Source organism: Streptomyces sp. NPDC052040 (assembly GCF_044548405.1).
Lineage (GTDB): Bacteria > Actinomycetota > Actinomycetes > Streptomycetales > Streptomycetaceae > Streptomyces.
The window spans coordinates 1-21,874 of sequence record NZ_JBIUBV010000011.1 but is presented as its reverse complement, the minus strand read 5'-3'; the positions used below and the strand labels follow the sequence as shown (position 1 = coordinate 21,874).

The 21,874-nt window shown below is 71.4% G+C and carries 17 protein-coding genes; 8 read left to right on the top strand and 9 right to left on the bottom strand.

All coding sequences use genetic code 11. From position 1 onward, the window contains the following. Window positions 1–30: 30 nt before the first annotated feature. Genes ACIHAA_RS21645 through ACIHAA_RS21635 form a run of 3 tightly spaced genes read left to right on the top strand, consistent with a single transcriptional unit; the run spans window position 31 to window position 2,884 of the window. Complete coding sequence (locus ACIHAA_RS21645) at window positions 31–1,170, top strand: 5-(carboxyamino)imidazole ribonucleotide synthase (RefSeq protein ID WP_399819536.1); 1,140 nt, start codon at window positions 31–33, stop codon at window positions 1,168–1,170. Further along, window positions 1,167–1,697, top strand: a complete 531-nt coding sequence (gene purE / locus ACIHAA_RS21640; RefSeq protein ID WP_399819533.1) for a 5-(carboxyamino)imidazole ribonucleotide mutase — start codon at window positions 1,167–1,169, stop codon at window positions 1,695–1,697. Before ACIHAA_RS21645 ends, purE begins: the two co-directional genes overlap by 4 nt. Window positions 1,698–1,702: 5 nt before the next feature. After that, window positions 1,703–2,884 (top strand): dipeptidase, encoded by a 1,182-nt coding sequence (locus ACIHAA_RS21635; RefSeq protein WP_399819852.1) that lies wholly within the window; start codon window positions 1,703–1,705, stop codon window positions 2,882–2,884. A gap of 41 nt (window positions 2,885–2,925) precedes the next feature. On the opposite strand, the gene ACIHAA_RS21630 is transcribed toward ACIHAA_RS21635, so the two are convergent. The 3 genes from ACIHAA_RS21630 to ACIHAA_RS21620 form a co-directional block, all read right to left on the bottom strand. Then, window positions 2,926–3,441 (bottom strand): CbrC family protein, encoded by a 516-nt coding sequence (locus tag ACIHAA_RS21630; protein WP_399819531.1) that lies wholly within the window; start codon window positions 3,439–3,441, stop codon window positions 2,926–2,928. Between the two features lie 151 nt (window positions 3,442–3,592). After that, window positions 3,593–4,561 (bottom strand): hypothetical protein, encoded by a 969-nt coding sequence (locus ACIHAA_RS21625; RefSeq protein ID WP_399819529.1) that lies wholly within the window; start codon window positions 4,559–4,561, stop codon window positions 3,593–3,595. Between the two features lie 359 nt (window positions 4,562–4,920). Next, complete coding sequence (locus ACIHAA_RS21620; RefSeq protein ID WP_399819527.1) at window positions 4,921–6,078, bottom strand: acyl-CoA dehydrogenase; 1,158 nt, start codon at window positions 6,076–6,078, stop codon at window positions 4,921–4,923. A 227-nt stretch (window positions 6,079–6,305) separates the two neighbouring features. On the opposite strand from ACIHAA_RS21620, the gene ACIHAA_RS21615 reads away from it, so the two are divergent. After that, window positions 6,306–7,649 carry a UDP-glucose dehydrogenase family protein gene (locus tag ACIHAA_RS21615; protein ID WP_399819524.1) on the top strand — a complete coding sequence of 448 codons (1,344 nt, stop codon included), beginning with the start codon at window positions 6,306–6,308 and terminating at the stop codon, window positions 7,647–7,649. Window positions 7,650–7,850: 201 nt separating this feature from the next. Here ACIHAA_RS21615 and ACIHAA_RS21610 read toward each other — a convergent pair whose 3' ends face one another. Next, window positions 7,851–9,122 carry an LCP family protein gene (locus tag ACIHAA_RS21610; protein ID WP_399819522.1) on the bottom strand — a complete coding sequence of 424 codons (1,272 nt, stop codon included), beginning with the start codon at window positions 9,120–9,122 and terminating at the stop codon, window positions 7,851–7,853. A gap of 120 nt (window positions 9,123–9,242) precedes the next feature. Here ACIHAA_RS21610 and ACIHAA_RS21605 point away from each other — a divergent pair, with 120 nt between their 5' ends. Continuing rightward, window positions 9,243–9,839 (top strand): acyl-CoA thioesterase, encoded by a 597-nt coding sequence (locus ACIHAA_RS21605; RefSeq protein WP_399819520.1) that lies wholly within the window; start codon window positions 9,243–9,245, stop codon window positions 9,837–9,839. A 15-nt stretch (window positions 9,840–9,854) separates the two neighbouring features. Here the strand turns inward: ACIHAA_RS21605 and ACIHAA_RS21600 are convergent, their stop codons facing one another. Then, window positions 9,855–11,243, bottom strand: coding sequence for an LCP family protein (locus ACIHAA_RS21600; protein WP_399819850.1), 1,389 nt, complete (start codon window positions 11,241–11,243; stop codon window positions 9,855–9,857). Window positions 11,244–11,465: 222 nt separating this feature from the next. On the opposite strand from ACIHAA_RS21600, the gene ACIHAA_RS21595 reads away from it, so the two are divergent. Next, entirely contained in the window at window positions 11,466–12,494 is a 1,029-nt protein-coding gene (locus ACIHAA_RS21595) for a glycosyltransferase family 2 protein (RefSeq protein ID WP_399819518.1), read from the top strand. A 63-nt stretch (window positions 12,495–12,557) separates the two neighbouring features. On the opposite strand, the gene ACIHAA_RS21590 is transcribed toward ACIHAA_RS21595, so the two are convergent. From ACIHAA_RS21590 to ACIHAA_RS21575, 4 genes are all read right to left on the bottom strand, one after another. Beyond that, on the bottom strand, window positions 12,558–14,228 hold the full coding sequence (locus ACIHAA_RS21590; RefSeq protein WP_399819516.1) for an LCP family protein: 1,671 nt from the start codon (window positions 14,226–14,228) through the stop codon (window positions 12,558–12,560). A 215-nt stretch (window positions 14,229–14,443) separates the two neighbouring features. Then, complete coding sequence (locus tag ACIHAA_RS21585) at window positions 14,444–16,180, bottom strand: LCP family protein (protein WP_399819514.1); 1,737 nt, start codon at window positions 16,178–16,180, stop codon at window positions 14,444–14,446. 238 nt (window positions 16,181–16,418) lie between these two features. After that, complete coding sequence (locus ACIHAA_RS21580) at window positions 16,419–17,630, bottom strand: LCP family protein (RefSeq protein WP_399819848.1); 1,212 nt, start codon at window positions 17,628–17,630, stop codon at window positions 16,419–16,421. A 262-nt stretch (window positions 17,631–17,892) separates the two neighbouring features. Then, window positions 17,893–18,666 carry a TIGR03089 family protein gene (locus tag ACIHAA_RS21575; RefSeq protein WP_399819512.1) on the bottom strand — a complete coding sequence of 258 codons (774 nt, stop codon included), beginning with the start codon at window positions 18,664–18,666 and terminating at the stop codon, window positions 17,893–17,895. A 138-nt stretch (window positions 18,667–18,804) separates the two neighbouring features. Between ACIHAA_RS21575 and ACIHAA_RS21570 the strand changes: the two genes are divergently transcribed. Together ACIHAA_RS21570 and ACIHAA_RS21565 are read left to right on the top strand one after the other, a co-directional pair. Then, complete coding sequence (locus tag ACIHAA_RS21570) at window positions 18,805–20,292, top strand: peptidoglycan recognition protein (RefSeq protein ID WP_399819510.1); 1,488 nt, start codon at window positions 18,805–18,807, stop codon at window positions 20,290–20,292. 282 nt (window positions 20,293–20,574) lie between these two features. Next, a complete protein-coding gene (locus ACIHAA_RS21565; RefSeq protein WP_399819508.1) occupies window positions 20,575–21,657 on the top strand; it encodes a sugar phosphate nucleotidyltransferase in 1,083 nt (360 codons plus the stop codon). The last annotated feature ends 217 nt before the right edge of the window (window positions 21,658–21,874 follow it).

The window sequence follows — 21,874 nt, the reverse complement described above, 5'->3', positions numbered from 1 at the left end:
CCGCCGTGGCGCGGCCGATACCCTAGGGGTGTGACGTTCCCGGTAGTCGGCATGGTCGGCGGCGGCCAGCTCGCTCGTATGACACACGAGGCGGGCATCCCGCTCGGCATCAGATTCAAGCTTCTCAGTGACACTCCGCAGGACTCGGCGGCGCAGGTCGTGCATGACGTGGTCGTCGGCGACTACCGCGATCTGGACACGCTGCGTGCCTTCGCGCGGGGCTGCGACGTGATCACCTTCGACCACGAGCATGTGCCCACCGAGCATCTGCGGGCCCTGGAGGCGGAGGGCATCCCCGTCCGCCCGGGCCCGGACGCCTTGGTGCACGCCCAGGACAAGGGCGTGATGCGGGCGAAGCTCGACGCGATCGGGGTGCCCTGCCCGCGCCACCGGATCGTGAGCGATCCGGCGGACGTGGCCGCCTTCGCCGCGGAGGGCGACGGCTTCCCGGTCGTCCTGAAGACGGTCCGCGGCGGCTACGACGGCAAGGGCGTCTGGGTCGTACGGTCGGCCGAGGAGGCCGCCGACCCGTTCCGCGCCGGTGTCCCGGTCCTCGCCGAGGAGAAGGTCGACTTCGTCCGGGAGCTGGCCGCCAACGTCGTGCGGTCGCCGCACGGCCAGGCCGTCGCCTATCCGGTGGTGGAGTCCCGGCAGGTGGGCGGCGTCTGCGACACCGTGATCGCCCCCGCCCCCGGCCTCGACGAGGAGCTGGCGCTGGGGGCCGAGGAACTGGCCCTGACCATCGCCAAGGAGCTCGGGGTCGTCGGGCATCTCGCCGTGGAGCTCTTCCAGACCCGCGACGGCCGCATCCTCGTCAACGAGCTGGCGATGCGCCCGCACAACTCCGGCCACTGGAGCCAGGACGGCGCGATCACCTCGCAGTTCGCCAACCATGTCCGGGCCGTCCTCGACCTGCCGCTCGGCGACCCCCGCCCGCGCGCCCGGTGGACCGTGATGGTCAACGTCCTCGGCGGCGACTACCCCGACATGTACTCCGCGTATCTGCACTGCATGGCCCGCGACCCCCAGCTGAAGATCCACATGTACGGCAAGGACGTGAAGCCGGGCCGTAAGGTCGGCCATGTGAACACCTACGGCGACGACCTCGACGACGTGCTGGAGCGCGCCCGTCACGCTGCCGGCTACCTGAGAGGGACGATCACGGAATGAGCCCGGTCGTAGGCATTGTCATGGGGTCGGACTCCGACTGGCCCGTCATGGAGGCCGCCGCCAAGGCCCTCGACGAGTTCGAGATCGGCTACGAGGTCGACGTCGTCTCCGCGCACCGGATGCCGCGCGAGATGATCAACTACGGCGAGCACGCGGCGGACCGCGGTCTGAAGGTGATCATCGCCGGTGCGGGCGGCGCCGCCCATCTGCCGGGCATGCTCGCCTCCGTCACCCCGCTGCCCGTCATCGGCGTTCCGGTCCCGCTGAAGTACCTCGACGGCATGGACTCGCTGCTGTCCATCGTGCAGATGCCGGCCGGTGTGCCGGTGGCCACGGTCTCGGTGGGCGGCGCCCGCAACGCCGGTCTGCTCGCGGCCCGCATCCTCGGCGCGCACGACGAGGAACTCCTCGGCCGCATGCGGGACTTCCAGCACGACCTCAACGACCAGGCCACCGAGAAGGGCAAGCGGCTGCGCGCCAAGGTCGACGGCGCGGCGGCCGGCTTCGGCTTCGGCTCGGGGAAGTGAGCGCGGTGAGCAACTCCCTCGAAACGGCCCGGGAACTCCTGCGCGCCCACCCGGTCGTCGACGGCCACAACGACCTGCCCTGGGCCCTGCGCGAACAGGTCCGCTACGACCTCGACGCCCGGGACATCGCCACACCCCAGAACGCCCATCTGCACACCGACCTCCCGCGGCTGCGCGAGGGCGGCGTCGGCGCGCAGTACTGGTCGGTGTACGTCCGCTCGGACCTGCCTGACGCGGTCCCGGCGACCCTCGAACAGATCGACTGCGTACGTCAGTTGATAGCCCGTCACCCGGGCGAGCTGCGTGCCGCGCTGACCGCCGCCGACATGGAGGCGGCCCGCGCGGAGGGCCGTATCGCCTCCCTGATGGGCGCGGAGGGCGGCCACTCCATCGCCAACTCGCTCGGCACCCTGCGCGGGCTGTACGGGCTGGGCGTGCGCTATATGACGCTCACCCACAACGACAACGTCGCCTGGGCGGACTCGGCGACCGACGAGCCGGTGGCGGGCGGTCTGACCCGCTTCGGCCGCGAGGTCGTCCGGGAGATGAACCGTCTCGGCATGCTCGTCGACCTCTCGCACGTCGCCGCGACGACCATGCGGGACGCCCTGGACACGTCGGACGCCCCGGTGATCTTCTCCCACTCCTCGTCCCGCGCGGTGTGCGACCACCCCCGCAACATCCCCGACGACGTCCTCGAACGCCTGCCCGCCAACGGTGGTGTGGCGATGGCGACCTTCGTCCCGAAGTTCGTCCTCCAGGCGGCCGTCGACTGGACCGCGGCGGCGGACGAGAACATGCGCGCGCACGGCTTCCACCACCTCGCCACCACCGCCGAGGCGATGAAGGTGCACCGCGCCTTCGAGGAGCGCAACCCCCGCCCGGTGGCCACGGTCGCGACGGTCGCCGACCACCTGGACCACATGCGCGAGGTGGCGGGCGTCGACCATGTGGGCATCGGCGGCGACTACGACGGCACCGCCTTCACCCCGGACGGCCTCGACGACGTCTCGGGCTATCCGAACCTGGTTGCGGAGCTGCTGGACCGCGGCTGGTCGGCCGCCGACCTGGCCAAGCTGACCTGGCAGAACGCCGTACGGGTGCTGGGCGCGGCCGAGGACGCGGCCCGCGACCTCCAGGGCCGCCGCGGCCCGTCGAACGCGACACTGGAGCAGCTGGACGGCTGACCGGGAGGGGCGCCGTCGCCGTAACGGCGCCCCTTCGTCCGTCAGGTGAAGTCCGCGTACGCCAGATGCTGCGCACAGCTGCGGCAGCGGAACAGATACGCGGTGGGCTGGCCTTCCGCGTCCAGCGACGCGTAGAAGGTCTCGCCCAGGGTCTCGCGCAGGCTCTGGGCCGCCTCCGGATGGTCCGCCAGCTCTCTGGCGCCCGCGCGCCCCAGATAGGCCGCGGCGTCCCCGCAGTGCGTCAGCCAGCGCTCCTGCTGCCAGCCCGCGAAGCCCGGCGTGAGCCGCTCCACGGCCCGCACCACCTCGCTCGGCGCCTCCCCCGTCACTTCCGTGAACTGCGCCCCGAAGCGCTCCGCCGCGCTGCCGTCCGCGATGCACCAGGGGCACAGCTCGGCGCGGATGTCCGCCACCGCGTACACGGGGCCCACATAGGCGTAGCCGCGCCGCAGCCCGCAGCACAGGCACTCCGTGTCCGCGACGACCACCGACCCGGTGGCCAGGGGGTCCGGATGGTACGGAAAGGACGGCAGCCGAGCCGTCACCGGATCACTCATGACCTCCACCCTGCCGCACAGAAGAACGGGGCACCCCGGAGGATGCCCCGAAAACCACCGCGCGTTGCCGCAGCCGACCCGCGCGCGCGGAACGGCGCACTACGGTTCCCGGCCGCGGGCGGCGGGTCGGCGACGTGCGGTCAGGTGCCGCTCAGCTGAAGATCACGTTGATGAGCATGGGCAGGACCGAGCCGAGGAGCCCGGCCACCGTGCTGGCCGTGACCTCTCCGGGGTTGACGCCCGTGCAGCTGGTCGCGCCGTCCTTCTTGGTGGACGCCGCCTGGTTGGCGCTGCTGGCCGCGGTGAAGTTGGAATCGGTTCCGACGCAGGTGGTTCCGGTGGTGTTGTACGCACCGTCGATGTGGTCACCCGCGAAGGCCCAGTTCGCCACCAGCTGGTCGTTGGAGCTGCCGCCGTAGGAACCGGTGTCACCGTCGTAGAAGGCGTAGTTGCCCATGTACCAGTTGGTGAACCTGCGCAGTTCCACGTTCCCGGTCACTTTGCCCGCCGGAAGGGTCTCGGTCCGGCACTGACCTGCCGGGAACGACTCGATGACCCTGCGGCCTCTCGTCTCGGCGTCGCTGCCCGGATCGTTCTGGACCTGGTAGTCGATCACTGCTCGGGTGTTGTAGCCCGCATGGTTGCAGACCATGACGTGGTTCTCGCCCAGCCCGATCGCCGCCTTCCTGCTCAGCGTCAGCTCTTTGGGAAGCGGGTTCAGCACCGTGTCGAAGGCGTCGGCGTCACCACTGTTGCAGTCGGTGAGGGAACGCCCGGTGCCGGTGGTGCACTTGTTGTCCCCGGCGTGCCGGATCAGTATCTTGTCGGCCGAGCTGTTCGGCTGGAGGTTCCAGTGGCTCGCCCCGCCGCACGGGGCGTTGGCGATGCCGCCGCTGCTGTCGGCAGCGAGGCACTGGTCCGGGTTCTCCTTGCTCATCAGGCGGAACGTGCCGCCCCCGGCGTCGGGCACCATGGAGTAGCTGCCCCAGTAGAGCCCGATGCTGTAGTAGTCGTCGGCCTGGGCGGCTGTCGCGGCGGGGAGCATCATGAGCCCCGTCACTCCGAGGGAGGCCGTGAGAGCCACGGCGCCGGTACGCAACTTCGAACTTCTGATCGGCACGGTCGATTCCATTCCTTGTCGCTTCAGGATCTGCGTCCGCTCCCGGACACAGCCAGGTCACCCACCGCAGCGCGCCTTCCGCGGCCGGGGCGGGGGGAACAGCGTTGCCTTCGCGACGAGTAGACCTTCTCCGGGAAGGCCGCTGAACCGTGGAACTACGCACATGGCTACCTGTGTCGGCGCCACCGCGCGGCGGCGGACGGACGCAGGTACCCCGCCGTGCCGGGGCGCCGCGCCCGCCCCACGGACGACAACGGACGACAACAGCCCCCGGCGGGAAGCCGGGGGCTGCGATGTCCGTGCAGGCCGAGGAGGTCCGTACGGCTCCTCGGAGCCGTCCCTGACCTGCGAGGGCCGCGCTAGGGAAGGTTCCTTGCCATCACGATCCGCTGAACTTGGTTCGTGCCCTCATAGATCTGGGTGATCTTGGCGTCGCGCATCATGCGCTCGACCGGGTAGTCGCGGGTGTAGCCGTAGCCGCCGAGGAGCTGGACGGCGTCCGTGGTGACCTCCATCGCCACGTCCGAGGCGAAGCACTTGGCGGCCGCACCCTGGAAGGTGAGGTCGCTGTCGCCGCGCTCGGACTTGGCCGCCGCCGTGTAGGTGAGCTGGCGGGCCGCCTCGATCTTCATCGCCATGTCGGCCAGCATGAACTGGAGGCCCTGGAAGTCACCGATCGGCTTGCCGAACTGCTTGCGCTCGCGCACGTAGTTCTTGGCGTAGTCGAAGGCGCCCTGGGCGACACCGAGGGCCTGGGCGGCGATGGTGATGCGGGTGTGGTCGAGGGTGCGCATGGCCGTGGCGAAGCCCGTGCCCTCCGCACCGATCATGCGGTCCGCGGGGATGCGGACGTTGTCGAAGTAGACCTCGCGGGTGGGGGAGCCCTTGATGCCGAGCTTCTTCTCCGGGGCGCCGAAGGAGACGCCCGGGTCGGACTTCTCGACGACGAAGGCGGAGATGCCCTTGGAGCGCTTCTCCGGGTCGGTCACCGCCATCACCGTGTAGTAGTCGGAGACGCCCGCGTTGGTGATCCAGCGCTTCACGCCGTTGAGCACCCAGAAGTCGCCGTCGCGCACGGCCCGCGTCTTCATACCGGCCGCGTCGGAGCCCGCGTCCGGCTCGGACAGGCAGTACGAGAACATCGCGTCGCCCTTGGCCAGCGGCCCCAGGTACTTCTTCTTCAGCTCCTCGGAGCCGGAGAGGATCACGGGCAGCGAGCCCAGCTTGTTCACGGCCGGGATGAGGGAGGAGGACACACAGGCGCGAGCCACCTCCTCGATCACGATGACCGTGGCCAGGGCGTCCGCGCCCGCGCCGCCGTACTCCTCGGGTACGTGCACCGCGTGCAGATCGTTGGCGACGAGGGCCTCCAGGGCTTCCTGGGGGAAGCGGGCCTCCTCGTCCACCGCGGCGGCGTGCGGCGCGATCTTCGCCTCGGCCAGCGAGCGGATGGCATCGCGGAGCATGTCGTGCTCCTCGGACGGGCGGTACAGGTCGAAGTCAGCCGATCCGGCCAAGGTGTCACGCTCCCAAGACGCTGGTGACGCTAATTACCGTTCAGTAACCAGAATTTTAGGGCCCTGCCCACGCGAGTGATACGTGAGCTTGGCGACAGCGGGAAACGTGCCCGTCTCAGGTCCCGGCTATGCTCGGGCACCGATTCACCACCGCGCGCACCCGTCGCCCGGCCACCACCTCTCACAGGACGGCGCGACGCGCCGGGACCTATTGGACGGGAGCAGCCATGAGCCTGAAGATCACCGTGATCGGCACCGGGTACCTGGGCGCCACACACGCCGCGGCCATGGCCGAGCTGGGGTTCGAGGTGCTGGGTCTCGATGTCGTCCCCGACAAGATCGAGATGCTTCAGCGGGGCGAGGTCCCCATGTACGAGCCGGGCCTTGAGGAACTGCTCCGCAAGCATGTCGCGGGCATCGAGGGCGCCACCGGGCGGTTGCGCTTCACCATGGACTGGGCCGAGGTGGCCGCCTTCGGCGATGTCCACTTCGTCTGTGTGAACACCCCGCAGAAGCACGGCGAGTACGCCTGCGACATGTCCTACGTCGACGCCGCGATCGCCTCCCTCGCCCCCCATCTGACCGGCCCGGCCCTGGTCGTCGGCAAGTCCACGGTGCCGGTCGGCTCCGCGGACCGCCTGGCGGCCTATCTCGCCGAGCACGCGCCCGCGGGCGCGGACGCCGAGCTGGCCTGGAACCCGGAGTTCCTCCGCGAGGGCTTCGCCGTCCAGGACACGCTGCACCCCGACCGGGTCGTGGTCGGCGTGCGCAGCGAGCGGGCGGAGAAGCTGCTGCGCGAGGTGTACGCGACCCCGGTCGCCGAGGGCTCGCCCTTCGTGGTGACCGACTTCCCGACCGCCGAGCTGGTGAAGACCTCCGCCAACTCCTTCCTCGCCACCAAGATCTCCTTCATCAACGCGATGGCGGAGGTCTGCGAGGCCGCGGGCGGCGATGTGGCCAGGCTCGCGGAGGCCATCGGCCACGACGAGCGGATCGGAAAGAAGTTCCTGCGGGCCGGTATTGGCTTCGGCGGCGGCTGTCTGCCCAAGGACATCCGCGCGTTCATGGCCCGCGCGGGCGAACTGGGCGCCGACCAGGCCCTGACCTTCCTGCGCGAGATCGACTCCATCAACATGCGCCGCCGTGGCCAGATGGTCGAGATGGCGCGCGAGGCGCTGGGCGGAGGCTCGTTCCTCGGCAAGCGGGTCGCGGTCCTCGGCGCCACCTTCAAGCCGGACTCCGACGACGTACGCGACTCTCCCGCGCTGAACGTCGCCGGGCAGATACACCTCCAGGGTGGCCAGGTCACGGTCTACGACCCCAAGGGCATGGACAACGCCCGGCGGCTCTTCCCCACGCTCGGCTACGCCGACTCCGCCCGGGAGGCGGTCCGCGGCGCCGATGTCGTGCTGCATCTGACGGAGTGGCGCGAGTTCCGCGAGCTGGACCCGGCCGAGCTGGGCACGGCGGTGACCTCGCGGGTCGTCCTCGACGGCCGCAACGCCCTCGACCCCGAGCTGTGGCGCCGTGCGGGCTGGACCTACCGCGCGATGGGCCGCCCCACCGCGTAGGCCCGGAGCGAACCGATGCACGCCGGTCCGGCCGAGGCTCAGTCGGCCGGACCGGCGTGCGCTTGCATTCTGCACCACGGCCGGGGCGGGCGAGGGGCCAGTACCCGGAATACCCGGAAGAACTGGACTGCCCGCCGACGGCCCGGGCCCGCCGGGCAGGACGCGGCGGGCCCGGTGCGCCAACGGCGCCGACCGGTCGGGTCAGTTGCCCGCGACCGTCACCTTCTCGTCGTTCTTCAGCTCGCCCACCAGCGTCTTGACCTTGGACTTGTCCCACACCAGGTTGCCGCCGACGGAGCCGGAGACCGGCATGTTCAGCGAGGTGCCGTCGCCGCCGTTGACGCCCTTCATCGCCCAGAACATCGACCCCAGGTCCCACAGGCTCATGCCCTTGTCGACGGTCAGGGAGTCCAGGCCCGCGCTCATCGTCGGGTAGAGCGTGAAGGGGTTGAGGACCGTGGACGGGGTGGCGACCTGGTGGGCCAGCGCGGCGAGGAACTTCTGCTGGTTCTTGGTGCGCTGGAGGTCGCTGGCCGCGAAGGCGTGCCGGGTGCGGACGAAGGCGAGGGCCTGCTCGCCGTTCAGCGTCTGCTTGCCCGCCTGGAAGTCGGCGCCCGAGTACTTGTCCTTGAAGGCCTTGTCGATGGTGATGTCCACACCGCCGACCGCGTCCACGATGTTCGCGAAGCCCGCGAAGCCGATCTCCACATAGTGGTCGAGGCGCAGACCGGTGTTGTACTCGATCGTGCGGACCAGCAGTTCGGGGCCGTCCTCCGCGTACGCCGCGTTGAGCTTCACATGGCGGCCCGTGCCCTGGTAGACCTTGCCGGACGTCGAGCCCTTGTAGGTGGGTATCTCCACGTCCGAGTCACGGGGCAGCGATATCAGGGTGTCGCCGTCGTCCCCGACGTGCAGGATCATCATCGAGTCCGTCCGCTTGCCCTCGGCGGACCCGGTGTGCAGCTTCTTCTTCTCCTCGTCGGACATGCCCGCGCGGCTGTCCGAACCGACGATCAGATAGTTGGTCCCCTTGCCCTCCTCGGGCCGGTCGATGACCTTGGAGAGGTCGACGTCCCGGTGGAGCTTGGAGTCGGCCCAGAAGTAGGTGCCCACCGTGGTCGCCGCGACCACGACGACCAGGGTGATCGCGGTCCACTTGATCCGGCGGCGCCAGTTCGGCGCCCGCCGCGGGCCGCCCGGGCCGGGTCCACCGGGTCCGCCGGGCCCCTGTGGGCGGCCGGACGGGGCGCCGTAGACCTGGCCGGTGTTGTAGTCGGTGTCGGGGCCGCCGTACTCCTGGTCGTAGGAGTGCTGCTGCGGCACCCCGCCGTACTGCGGCGCTGCCTGAGGGCCGCCCGGCTGCCGCCGGACCTGGCGCATCACACGGGCGCCCTCGGGCTGCGTGTGGGCGCTGCCGTGTCCGTAGCGGTTGCCGCGGTTGCTGTCGGACCATCCCTCGGGCCAGTCATTCATGCGCCCCAGTGTGCAGGGTCCTGGTATGGGCTCTACAAGAGGCGGTGGGAAACGGGGGCGGGCCTGTTGCGAAGCTGACACAAAGTCCCGGCCGCGGCGGCCCGGCATAAGGTGGGCGGCATGACAGACCAGGCCTCCGCCCCGGAATCAGAAATTCTGGGCGAAACCGCGGGTGACATACCCGGGAAGCCCACCTCGGCGTCCCGGACCACCCTCAGCCACATCATGACCCACAACGACACCAACCTGCTGGGCACCGTGCACGGCGGCGTGATCATGAAACTCGTCGACGACGCGGCGGGCGCCGTGGCCGGCCGCCACTCCGGCGGCCCGGCCGTCACCGCGTCGATGGACGAGATGGCGTTCCTGGAACCGGTCAGGGTCGGTGACCTGGTTCATGTGAAGGCCCAGGTCAACTGGACCGGCCGGACCTCCATGGAGGTCGGGGTGCGGGTGCTGGCCGAGCGCTGGAACGAGTCCACCCCGCCCACCCAGGTCGGCTCCGCGTATCTGGTCTTCGCCGCGGTCGACGCCGACGGCAAGCCGCGGCCGGTGCCGCCGGTCGTCCCGGAGACCGACCGGGACCGGCGCCGCTACCAGGAGGCCCGGATCCGCCGCACCCACCGCCTGGCGCGCCGCCGCGCGATCAAGGAACTGCGGGAGCGCAGCGAGGCACAGGGCGGCTACGCGGAGTACGAGGCGTCGGACGCCGGGTGACCCGGTGAGCACCCGCTAGGGGCACACCACCTCGTCCCCGGTCACCACCGTCGGCCCCGGCCCCGGTACGGCCGGAGGCGGTGTCGGCCGCACCGGCTGCACCTGCGTGAAGTCGGCCCCCGCGATCACCTTCAGGGCCGGCCCCTGCCCCGGTGCGGGGCGCAGCTCGCTGCCCGGCAGGGCCACCGCGAGGGCCTTCGCCGAACGGTCCCAGCGCGGGTCGTAGAGGATGACCGTGTGCCGCGCCGCCTGCTCCGTCGCGTCCACCGGCTGGTGCGTGGTGCGGAAGCCGGTGGCCGCCAGCTGGTCGTCCATCCGCCGGGCGAGCCCCGACACCGTCGTCCCGTTCTCCACCTGCACCCGGATGTCCCGGGGGTCCACATCCACCTGGACCGCCGCGGGGCCCTTCTTCCGGGGCGACCCGGGCGGGGTGAGCGGCCGGTCGTCGCGCAGCGCGGCGAACAGTGCCCGCGCCTTGGCGTCGTCCCACTTCACCGTCGAGCCGAGCCCCTTGACCTGGTACGTCATCTGTCCGATCGGCACGGTCGTGAACTCCGACGAGCCGGGCGAGAAGTCGTGCATCACCCGCCCCAGGTCGAGCAGCTGGTCCGTGCCGAAGCCCGGGTCCGCCCGCACCGAGCCGAGCGCGGCCCGGGTCACCTCCCGGAACTTCAGCGGGTTCAGCAGCATGCCGGAGGAGGTCGCCCGGTCGATCAGCGCCGCCAGGAACTTCTGCTGCCGCTGCATCCGGCCCAGGTCGGAGGCGCCGTCCACATGCCGTGAGCGCACGTACTGGAGCGCCTGGCCGCCCCCCAGGACATGGGTGCCGGGGGAGAGGTTCAGTCCGGTGTAGGGATCCTTCAGTGGCTGCGCGGTGCAGATCCGGACGCCGCCGAGCGCGTCCACGGTCTTCATGAAGCTGATGAAGTCGACCTCCAGATAGTGGTCGATCTTCAGATGGGTCATCTTCTCGATGGTCCGGACGGTCAGATTGGGGCCGCCCTCCGCGTACGCCGCGTTCAGCCGGAGCGGATGGGTGGCGGGGCCGGGTCCGGGCGTGCTCCCGGGCGGGACCGGCGTCGGCACCTCCGTGTAGGTGTCGCGCGGCAGGCTGACCACGGTCGCCCGCTCCCGGTCCTCCGACAGGTGCACGATCATGATCGTGTCGGTGCAGTGGCAGGGCGCGCCGCCGAGCCGGTACCGGCGGCGCTCCTTCTCGGTGATGCTGTCGCGGCCGTCGGTGCCCACCAGCAGCACGTTCATGCCGTGGCCCCCCGAGGGGCGGTCCTTCATGTCCTGGAACGGGTCGACCCGGCCGATGCCCTCGTCGAGGCCGGTGAGCACCGCGTGCCCGATTCCGGCCGAGGCGAGCACCGTCATGGAGAGCACGGTGACCGCCCGCATCGTCCAGCCGGTCTTCCGCCGCCGCGCGGGGGGCCGCCGGGCGGGGGAGCGGCGGACCGGCCGGGGACGCGCGGCCGGGCGGGACGGGGTGGGCACGGGGGAGACCTCCGCGAAAGTGGATGGGGCATCCCTGGGCACCGTAGGCCGACGGGATCCGGGGCTCCCGGCGGCGCCCGGGCGGCGCGCACCCGTGTCCCCCGTTCGCGGTAACGTGAGCCTCCTATGAACGCCAATCCCGACGTGCGACTCCCCGCCGTTTCCGTGATCATGCCCGTGCTCAATGAGGAGCGGCATCTGCGCGGAGCCGTCCAAGCGATCCTCGCCCAGGAGTACGCCGGCGAGATGGAGGTCGTGATCGCCCTCGGTCCGTCCGCGGACCGCACGGACGAGATCGCGGCCGAGCTGGTCCGCGAGGACCCGCGGGTGCACACGGTCCCGAACCCGACCGGCCGCACCCCCGCCGCGCTGAACGCCGCGATCAAGGCGTCCCGTCACCCGGTCGTGGTGCGCGTGGACGGCCACGGCATGCTGTCGCCGAACTACATCGCGACCGCCGTACGGCTCCTTGAGGAGACCGGCGCGCAGAACGTCGGCGGCATCATGCACGCCGAGGGCGAGAACGACTGGGAGCACGCCGTCGCCGCAGCCATGACCTCGAAGATAGGGGTCGGCAACGCCGCCTTCCACACCGGCGGCCAGGCGGGCCCGGCGGACACGGTCTACCTCGGCGTCTTCCGGCGCGAGGCCCTGGAGCAGCAGGGCGGCTACAACGAGGAGTTCATCCGCGCCCAGGACTGGGAGCTGAACTTCCGGATCCGCGAGGCGGGCGGCCTCATCTGGTTCTCGCCCGAGCTGCGGGTGTCCTACCGGCCCCGCCCGAGCGTGAAGGCGCTGGCCAAGCAGTACAAGGACTACGGGCGCTGGCGGCATGTCGTCGCCCGCTACCACGAGGGCTCCATCAACCTGCGCTATCTCGCGCCGCCGACCGCGGTCTGCGCGATCGCGGCCGGGCTGGTGGCGGGCGCCGCGCTGACCCCGTGGGCCCTGGTGGTCCCCGGCGGCTATCTCGCGGCGATCGTGCTGGGCTCCGTCCCCGCGGGCAGGGGCCTCGCGGCGGGGGCCCGGCTGCGGATCCCCGTCGCCCTCGCCACCATGCACATGTCCTGGGGCTGGGGCTTTCTGACGAGCCCGAAGTCCCTGGCGAAGAGGGTCATCGCGTCCCGCAGGCCCGCGGTCCTCGCCTCCCGCTGAGCGGGGCCGCGACGGCGCCGGGCCCCCTGCGCACGGCGGGGGACCCGAGGAGCCGGGCGGCGGTCACCAGGTGTAGGCGGGATCCACCTGCATGCACTGCTGCGTCGCCCCGTTGAGGATGTTCGCCGAGGAGGGCGTCTTGTCGTCCTGCTTCGGCGCCCGGTAGGCGGTGCCCGTCCGCCAGTCGCCGCCCACGACCAGGGTGACCCCGGAGACGTCCGTGGACCGCACCACCGAACCGGCCGGGATGCCCAGGGCCTTCGCGACCTGCTCGGCGTCGCCCTTGAGGTCGGCGCTCGGATAGCGGACCACCGTCCTGTCCTCGGAGAGCACCGTCGAGCCGTCCGCCCGGGCCTCGGTGAAGCCCTTGCCGGTGAGCAGATCCGCCACGTCGCCCGCCCGTCCCGCGGCGGGGGCCAGCTCGGCGGTGCGGGTGCCGTTCTGCACCTGGACCGCGATCTTGTCGTCGGGGTCCGTCGGAGCCGCCGTCGGCTCGGCCGCGGGCTTCTTCTTCGCCGTGCCCTTGCCGTCCAGCGGGATGTCCTCGCGCACCAGGCGGAACAGCTGGTCCGCGTCGCCGGGCTTGGGCACCACGCGCTCCCCGGCGTAGTCGTAGGGCATCGTGGTCATGGTGATGCGGTCGGTGGGCACCTTCTTCAGCTCGTTGCTCAGGTCGTAGAGCTTGGCGACCGTGCCGAGGCCCTTGTCGACGGTGAGGGACTGCGTCGCCTTCTCGGCGAGATTGCGCAGTTTGTCCGGGTTGCTGAGGGTGGCGTTGGCGCGCAGCTGGCGGACCATCGCGCTCATGTACTGGTGCTGGGCCTTGGTACGGGCGATGTCGCTGCCGTCCTCGAAGCCGTACCGCGTGCGCAGCCACTGCAGGGCCTGGGTGCCCTTGACGTAGGTGGTGCCCTTCTTCAGCTTCAGGCCCGAGCCGTGGCCGGTGGAGGTGTGCGAGTAGATGTTCTTGTCGACGCAGACCGGGACGCCCCCGATCGCGTCAGCCATGGACACCACACCCGAGAAGTCGACCATGATGAAGTGGTCGACATGGATGCCGGTGAGCTTCTCCCAGGTGGCGACCGTGCAGCCGGGACCGCCGCGGCCCAGTGAGTCGTTCGTCATGGCCTGGGCCGACGCCGGGTAGACCTGGCCCTTGGCGTCGGTGCACTCGGGGATGGGGAGCAGGGTGTCGCGCGGCATGCTGACCACCGACATGTTGGTGCGGTCGGCGGAGATGTGCAGCAGCATCTGGACGTCCGCGCGGGGTGCCGCACCGAAGGTGTCCTTGGCGCCGCCGAGTGCCTGGTTCTCCTTGGAGTCCCGGGCGTCCGACCCGAGGAGCAGGATGTTCAGCGGGGTCTGGCCCGCCGCGTTCGGCTTCGACTCGGCCGCCCGGTCCTTGGCGTCGCCGATGTTGAGGTCGTCCTTCTTCAGGTTGCCGTTGAGGTGCTGGTAGTAGAGGTATCCCGCCCCGGCGGTGCCGAGTATGACCATCGCGAGGACCGTCGCCGACCAGCGCAGAACGCGGCGTCTGCGGCGCGGGCGGCCCCCGTCGGCGCCGCCGGGACCGTCCCCGCCGCCGTCCGGGCCGCCGCCGTCCGCCGCGGTCCTGGGGCGGTCCGCGCCGTCCGGGGCGCCGCCGCCCCCGTACAGACTCTCGTCCCAGCCCAGTTCATCGGCGTCCCGGACACGGGGGCCCGCCCCCTTCCCGCGCACATTGCTCTGCACCACGTCCTGCCTCCCCACCCTGCACCCGGACGGCGGGCCCGTCCCGGGTGCCGGGATCGGCCCAGCCCACCGCTCTGGGACCTTCGTCGAGGGCGGGGCGCCCTGTGCGCACCCCGCCGATGTCTCCCGCGTCCAGTTGGACGCTTGGCCCGCCCGACGGGATGTACGCCCCCCGGGCGGGACTTGCGCCCAGTAAGACGCACGACGGGGCCCTCAGGTCACTTGGCGCACTGAACCTTGTCCGCGGTGGACTTGTCCACGTCCGGTGCCTTGGTCGGCGCCGTCAGCGACACCCCCGCGCCCTTGAAGTCCTTGCCGAGGGTCAGCTTGACCGCGGGCAGGCCCTGGGCGTTCTTCTCACTGCTGCCCGGCTTCAGCGCGGACGCGGGCAGGCCCATGATGTCGGCCAGCTTGCGCGCCTGGTCGGCCTGGTCGGGGCCGTACTCCAGGGTCGTCTTGTCGAGCGTCACACCGGCGTTGCCGAGCTGGCTGGACTTGATCACGCCCTCGCTGTTCTGGAGCCAGTTGAGGGTTTCCTGCGCGCTTCCCGCCGCGGCACCGCCGTTGTAGATGTCGACGCGGACGTCGGCGGCGGCCGAACGGGAGCCCTTCAGCCGGGCGTCCGTGGCGGCCTTCTCCTGCTTCTTGGCGTCGCTGAAGGAGACGTCCGCCCTGATCGCCTGGAAGACCTGGGGCGCCGTGTTGGGGTCGAGGATGACGGTCTTGTGGACCGCCCCGTCCGCGGGGTTGTCGAGGACCGGCACCGTGGTGAACGTCAGATTCTTCGGGTTGAGCTTGCCCAGCTCCAGACCGAGGTCCTTGAGCTTGCCGATGCTGTCGATCTTCGAGTCGACGGTGAGCGCCTTGGTGGCCGCCTCCGCCACGTCCAGCATCTTGCTGGGGTCGCTGAGCGTGGAGTTCGACTTCAGCTTGCGCATCAGGGCGCTGAGGAACTGCTGCTGGAGCCCGATCCGGCTCAGGTCGCCGCCGAAGCCCACGGCGTGCCGGGTCCGTACGAAGGCCAGCGCCGTCTCGCCCTGGATATGGCGCATGCCCTTCTTCAGATCGAGGTGCGAGTCCGGGTCGTGTATGTCCTTGCCGAGGCAGACGTCCACACCGCCGACGGCCGACGTCAGCGTCTTGACCGCGTTGAAGTCGGCGACCATGAAGTCGTCCGGGGTGATCCCGGTCAGCGCGGTGACCGTGCGCATGGTGCAGCTCGGAGTGCGGTCGTCCTGGCCGAGGCTGGTGTTGAAACGCGCGCCCTTCGTGCCGGGGATGACCTTGGTGGTGCCGTCGGGCTGCTTCGTCGGGCAGTCCGGGACGTCCACGATCAGGTCGCGGGGGATGCTCAGCGCGGTCGCGTTCGAGCGGTCCTTGGAGACATGCAGAAGGATGTTGGTGTCGGCGTGCCCGACGCTTCCGGCGTCGCCGTAGCCCGTGTTGCCCTTGCCGGTGCGCTTGTCGGTGCCGATCAACAGGATGTTGATCGCCTGGTCCTTCTGGAAGCCGCCGGTGCTCGCGCCGTCGTCGGAGACGGACGTGATGTTGTCGTTGAGGTGCTTGATGTAGAGATAGCCCGCCGCGGATACCGCGACCAGCACAAAGGCCATACCGCCGCCGGTCCACAGCAGCACCTTCTTGGCCTTGCCCTTCTTGGGCCTGGTCCGCCCCCGGCGGCGGCCGGGCGGCGGCTCCTCGGGTGCGCCCCGGCGCCGCCGCGGCCCCGGAACGGTGTCCGGCGGCGCGGTGTCGGGCACGGGCCCCCGGGGGCCGGGCGCCGTCCGGGTTCCTCCGCGGCCGCCCGGGCCAGGAGCTCCCCGGCGGGGTCTCGGCACCGACGACTGCGGTGCGGAAGGGGGCAGTCGCAGTTCGTATTCACCAGTGTCCGGGTTGAGCACCCATTGATCTGCGGGGTCGATGTTGTCCGCCCGCCCACGGCCTTGCGCGTCCACGGTTGTCCGAATCCTCCGTCGGGGCCACGCGGCGCCTTCCCCTCAAGGCGCTCGGGTCTCTTCAGTCAGTGCGCGACCCAGGACGGATCTCGTGGGCAGGGCACCGGATCGCTCACACTATCCGCCCAGTTCGGCGTCGAGCGACGGCGGTGACACATTCCACTCCCCTACAACCGGGCAATCCGCCCTAATTCCCGGAGAGTTCTTAGCTCACGCGTTCCCCGCCTTGGGGCGCACTTTACCCGCAGACGTCCTGGGCAGCCGTGTTCCCGGGAAAAGTGGGCGCGGGTTCGGAGGCGCGCGGCGGAAGGGCGGGGGCAACGGGCGGCTTTCCGGCGGACATTCCGTTGTCGTACGACTCCGTGCGGTCACGGAGGCCGTCCGATGTGGTGTTCGTTTTTGCGGGCGAATCAGCCGGAAGGCCCCGGCTGACCACGACCGGACGGTCCCTGCGCAGCAGTTCGAAAAGGTCCCCCGCCGCGGGCTGCACCAACTGGTCGCGATTGACGTCACCCGGGTACGGCGTGCGCGGAACGGTAAGAAACTGCATGTGTTCGGTGGTGAGGTTCCGCAGTCCCCGCACAAGTTGGTAAAGCCCGCGCAGATTCGCCAGGGCCGGGTCGGTGGTCAGGGACGAGGTGGCCGCGTCCAGCACGGGATACAGCTTCACCGGATTGAGGAGTACGTCGTCGCCGCGCGCCTTGCCGGCCAGGGCGCCGAGGAAGAGCTGCTGGCGCTGCATCCGCTCGGTGTCGCTGCCGTTGCCGAGGCTCTTGCGGGCGCGCACATAGCCGAGCGCCTGTTCCCCGTCGAGCGTCACCCGGCCCGCGGGCAGCTTCAGCCCGGCGGCCCGGTCGTCGATCGGCTCCTTCAGACAGACCGGGACGCCCTGGAGGGCGTCGACCATCTTCTTGAAGCCGTTGAAGTCGACGACCATGAAATGGTCGATCCTGATGTCCGTCAGCTTCTCCACGGTCCGTACGGTGCAGGCCGAACCGCCCGTCGCGAACGCGTGGTTGAACATCGTGAACTCCGCCCCGGCCCGGCTGCCGTCCGGCCGCCTGCAGTCCGGCACGTCCACCATGAGGTCGCGGGGCAGGGACACGGAGACGGCGGTACGGCGGTCCGCCGCGAGATGCAGCAGGATCGCGGTGTCGGACCGCGCACCCCCCGGATCACGCCCGTAGCGGCCATTGCCGGTGCCCGACCGCCGGTCGGACCCGATGACCAGGATGTTCTGCGCCCCCGGCACCAGTACGGGCGGCCGCTCCCTCTCGTACCTGGCCAGCTCGGACGCGGCGTCGCGGTCCGCGGTGAGGTTCGAGTTCAGCTTCTCGTACGCGGCCCAGCCGAGCCCGCTGGTCCCGAGCGCCAGCACCGCGAGGCCGAGCGCGGAGCGGCGCACCCAGCGCCGACGTCGGCGGGGCGGTCCTCCCGCGGTGCCGTGGATCGTCACTGCCGGGTGCACCCCCTTGGGGCCGTGCGAGCGATACGGGCTCTTACGACCATCGCCCGGAGCGCCGCCCGCGGGCGGCTGATACTGCTCCGAACGGGGGATGCGCCCGGCGGGACCTCGGGTGTCCGCGGCTGACCGGGGGCGGGGGGTTTTTACGTGAGGCGTGGCGCGGGAGGGGCTCCGTACGAGCGGTGGTGGCGGTTGCCCGGTCGGAGTCCTCAGTCGGCGGTGGCGGCGTTGGTCCCGGGAGGAGCCCTCAGTCCGTGGTGGCGGACGCGGTGGCGGTGGCCGACACGCGCTCGCTCTCGATCCGCTGGGCGAGCGCCTCCTCGCCGAGCCGGTCCAGATGGCGGCAGAGCACCACCGAGCCGGCCGTGGCCAGCGGCGCGTAGAGCCCGGCGGTCAGGCCCTCCCAGGTGTCGTACGGCAGTCCGGAGAGCAGCCGTGAGCCGGGGCCGGTCAGACCGAGGGCGGGCGCGTCGGCGCGGGCCCGCTCCACGACCTCCGCGCCCGTGTACTCCGCACCGGCCACGATCAGCGCCGGAGCCTCCGGGTCGACCGGTGCGTACGGCTGGAAGCGGTCGCCCTGGCCGGGCACCTCGGCCGCGTAGTCGAGGAAGCCCGCCGGGGTCTGCGGGAAGCGTCCGCCGAGGGGGCGCAGGGCAAGGGCGACACGCTCCCCGGAGCAGGAGCGCGCCGCGTCCAGCGTCCCGGGCCCGCTGACCACCAGATCGGCCGCGGCCGGGTCGCCCCCGATGTCCGCGAGGAGACCCGTGGACGCGCAGGCGAGCAGCCACACGGCCGTCTGCCAGTGGGCGGGCAGCAGCACGGCGACCCGGTCCCCGGGCTCGGCGGCCAGGTCGCCCTGGAGCAGATTGGCGGTTTTGGCCACCCAATTGGCGAAGGTGGCGACGGAGAGTTCGACGCGTTCGCCCGTGGCGTCGTCGTAGAAGGTCACCAGGGGGCGTGAGGGATCCGCGGCGAGCGCGGAACGCAGCAGGTCGGCAGGGGTGCGATCGGTGGCGTTCACCCGGGCAAGCGTACGCGGGGGCGGCAGCCGCGGTGGTGCGGCGGGGGCGCGGGGGGCCACCGGTTCGGCCGAGCGCAACCGACGACCCGTCAGTTCCTTGATGGACATATATGTCTGACTATGTCCAAGATCATGGGCATGCGTCGATTCCTCGCTTCCTCGATCGGTGTCAGCTGCGCGGTACTCGCCCTGCCTCTCGCGCCCCCGGCCGCGGCGGCCGGGCGGGTCGCCGCGGCGGCCGTCCCCGGCAGCACCCAGTCCTTCCCCCTCGCACCCCTCAGCACCTCGCGCACCCCCGGCCCCGCGGCCGAGCGCGGCCTCGCCCCGCGGACCGTCCGCTCCTTCTCCCTGATCGGTGTCGTCTGGGACGACCCGGCCGCCCAACTCCGCGGCCAGGTGCGGGTCCGCACCCGGGCGCACGGCACCGGCCAGTGGTCCGAGTGGCAGGACCTGGAGGCGAACAACCAGGAGCACGGCCCCGACCCGGGCACCGAGGAGAGCCACTCGAACCGGATGCACGGAGCGACGGCGCCCCTGTGGGTGGGCGCCTCGGACGGTGTGCAGGTCTGGGTACGGGCGGCGAAGGCCGGTCCCGGCACCACCCGCGCCCCCAGGCTCCCCGAGGGCCTGCGCGTCGCACTGGTCGACCCGGGCACGCGGCCGGGGGAGGACGCGCCCGCCGGGCCCCTGGGCGACGTCGGGGAACCGGACCGCCCGGGCGCGGACGCCCCGGCCCCGGCCGCCGGCGCGCAAGCGGGCGCGCAGACGATCGCAACGGCCGTCGACTCCGCCCTCGCGCCCCTCAACGGGCTGAAGATCCCGGGACCTTGGAGCGGCCCGAAGCAGCCGAAGGACCTGTCGGACCCGGTGAACCCGGCGGAGACGACGGACCCGGCGGGGCAGACGGAACCGGACGGACCGTCGGCGGCGTCGACCAAGGCGTGGGCAGAAGCGGGGACAAAAGCGGGGACCGCGGCGGGCGGAACCGGCGCGCCGGACGAGCGCGGGGGACTTCGGCAGTACACCGCCCCGCGCCCGCCCATCGTCTCCCGCAGCGGCTGGGGGGCCGACGAGAGCCTGCGCGAGGACGACTTCCTCTACACGGACACCGTGAAGGCCGCCTTTGTGCACCACACCGCCACGGGCAACAACTACACCTGCGCCCAGGCCCCTTCCGTCATCCGCGGCATCTACCGCTACCACGTGGTGAGCAACGGATGGCGGGACATCGGCTACAACTTCCTCGTCGACAAGTGCGGAAACATCTACGAGGGACGTGCGGGGGGCGTGGAGAAGCCCGTCATGGGCGCCCACACCCTCGGGTTCAACGGCGACACCACGGGGATCGCCGTCATCGGGACCTACAGCAGTACCGCCCCCTCGGCCGCCGCGGTGGACGCCCTCGCCCGGCTCACCGCGTGGAAGCTCGGCCTCTTCGGCATGGATCCGCGTGCCAAGACATATCTGCTGTCCGCGGGTGGCAATCTCTACGCAAAGGGTGAGAACGTACGACTGAACGTGATCTCCGGTCATCGGGACGGATTCGCCACGGAGTGCCCCGGAAGGCTGCTCTACGGTGAACTCGGCCAGATCCGCTCCATGGCGGCCCGCTACCAGGGCCGTTGAGGACGGGGCGGTCGCCGGACGCCGTACGGGACCGCCCTCACGACGTCGTGCGGTGACGCCACGCCACCGCACGACGGTCCGCAGACCGCCGTACGAGACCAACCGCGCGAAGGTGTGCGGGGGACATCTCCCCCCCCACAGCCGTCGAAGGACACCCCACTGTCGTCGAAGGCACCTCTCACGGTCCTCATAACGCCTTTAGCGGTCCTCATAACACGGTCTGCATACACTGGCCGGCCGATGGACAGTTCGGCCGGTCCCGGCAGGAAGCAGAGACGACAGGTGACAGAAGCGATCCTCCTGGTCGGCGGCAGAGGCACCCGGCTACGCCCGCTCACAGTGCACACCCCCAAGCCCATGGTTCCGGCGGCCGGGGTCCCGTTCCTCACCCATCAGCTGGCGCGGGCCAGGGCGGCGGGCGTCGAGCACATCGTGCTCGCCACCTCCTACCTCGCTGAGGTGTTCGAGCCCTACTTCGGGGACGGGTCGGCGCTGGGCCTCCGGCTGGAGTACGTGACGGAGGAGGAGCCGCTCGGCACGGGCGGCGCCATCCGCAATGTGGCGGACCGCCTCCACTCGGGGCCCGACGAGCCGGTCCTCATCTTCAACGGGGACATCCTCACGGGCCTGGACATCCGGGCCCTGGTCCGCACCCATGAGACGACGGGCGCGGACGTCTCCCTCCATCTCACCAAGGTGACGGACCCGAGGGCGTACGGCCTGGTCCCCACCGACGAGACGGGCCGGGTCACGGCGTTCCTGGAGAAGCCGCAGACCCCCGAGGAGATCGTCACCGACCAGATCAACGCCGGTGCCTATGTCTTCCGCCGCTCGGTGATCGACACCATCCCGGTGGGCCGCCCGGTGTCGGTGGAGCGGGAGACCTTCCCCGACCTCCTGGCCGCGGGCGCCCATCTCCAGGGCATGGTGGACTCGACCTACTGGCTCGACCTGGGCACCCCGGCCGCCTTTGTGCGCGGTTCGGCGGACCTGGTCCTGGGCCGCGCCCCCTCGCCCGCGGTGCCCGGCCGCTGCGGCGACCGCCTGATCCTGCCGACGGCATCGGTCGCCACGGGCGCCAAGCTGACGGGCGGCACGGTGGTGGGCGAGGGCGCCTCCGTCGGCGAGGGCGCCCGGATCTCCGGCAGCACTCTGCTCCCGGGGGCGGTCGTGGAACCGGGTGCGGTCATCACCGATTCCCTGATCGGCGCGCGCTCCCGCATCGGTGAGCGCTCGGTCATCACCGGCGCGGTGATCGGCGACGGCGCCGTGGTCGGCGCGGACAACGAACTCCGCGACGGCGTACGCGTCTGGTGCGACGCCAGGATCCCCGCGGGCGCGGTGCGCTTCTCCTCCGACCAGTAGGACCGGCAGGGAGCAGGGAGCAGGGAGCAGGGAGCAGGGAGCAGGGAGCAGGGAGCAGGGACCGACCGGCAGGCCAAGCGGGACGGACGGGTGGGGGGGGCCGGGGCCCCGGCCCCCCCCCCCCCGCCCCGGGCCCCCCCCCCGCGGGGGCGCCCCCCCCCCCCCCCCCCCACACCCCCCCCCCCCCCCCCCCCCCCCCACCCCCGGGCCCGCGGGG

Coding starts and splice junctions, on each gene's coding strand:
- purE (WP_399819533.1), top strand. CDS start 1,167: ATGAGCCCGGTCGTAGGCATTGTCATGGGGTCGGACTCCGACTGGCCC.
- ACIHAA_RS21630 (WP_399819531.1), bottom strand. CDS start 3,441: ATGAGTGATCCGGTGACGGCTCGGCTGCCGTCCTTTCCGTACCATCCG.
- ACIHAA_RS21615 (WP_399819524.1), top strand. CDS start 6,306: ATGAGCCTGAAGATCACCGTGATCGGCACCGGGTACCTGGGCGCCACA.
- ACIHAA_RS21610 (WP_399819522.1), bottom strand. CDS start 9,122: ATGAATGACTGGCCCGAGGGATGGTCCGACAGCAACCGCGGCAACCGC.
- ACIHAA_RS21605 (WP_399819520.1), top strand. CDS start 9,243: ATGACAGACCAGGCCTCCGCCCCGGAATCAGAAATTCTGGGCGAAACC.
- ACIHAA_RS21600 (WP_399819850.1), bottom strand. CDS start 11,243: ATGCGGGCGGTCACCGTGCTCTCCATGACGGTGCTCGCCTCGGCCGGA.
- ACIHAA_RS21595 (WP_399819518.1), top strand. CDS start 11,466: ATGAACGCCAATCCCGACGTGCGACTCCCCGCCGTTTCCGTGATCATG.
- ACIHAA_RS21570 (WP_399819510.1), top strand. CDS start 18,805: ATGCGTCGATTCCTCGCTTCCTCGATCGGTGTCAGCTGCGCGGTACTC.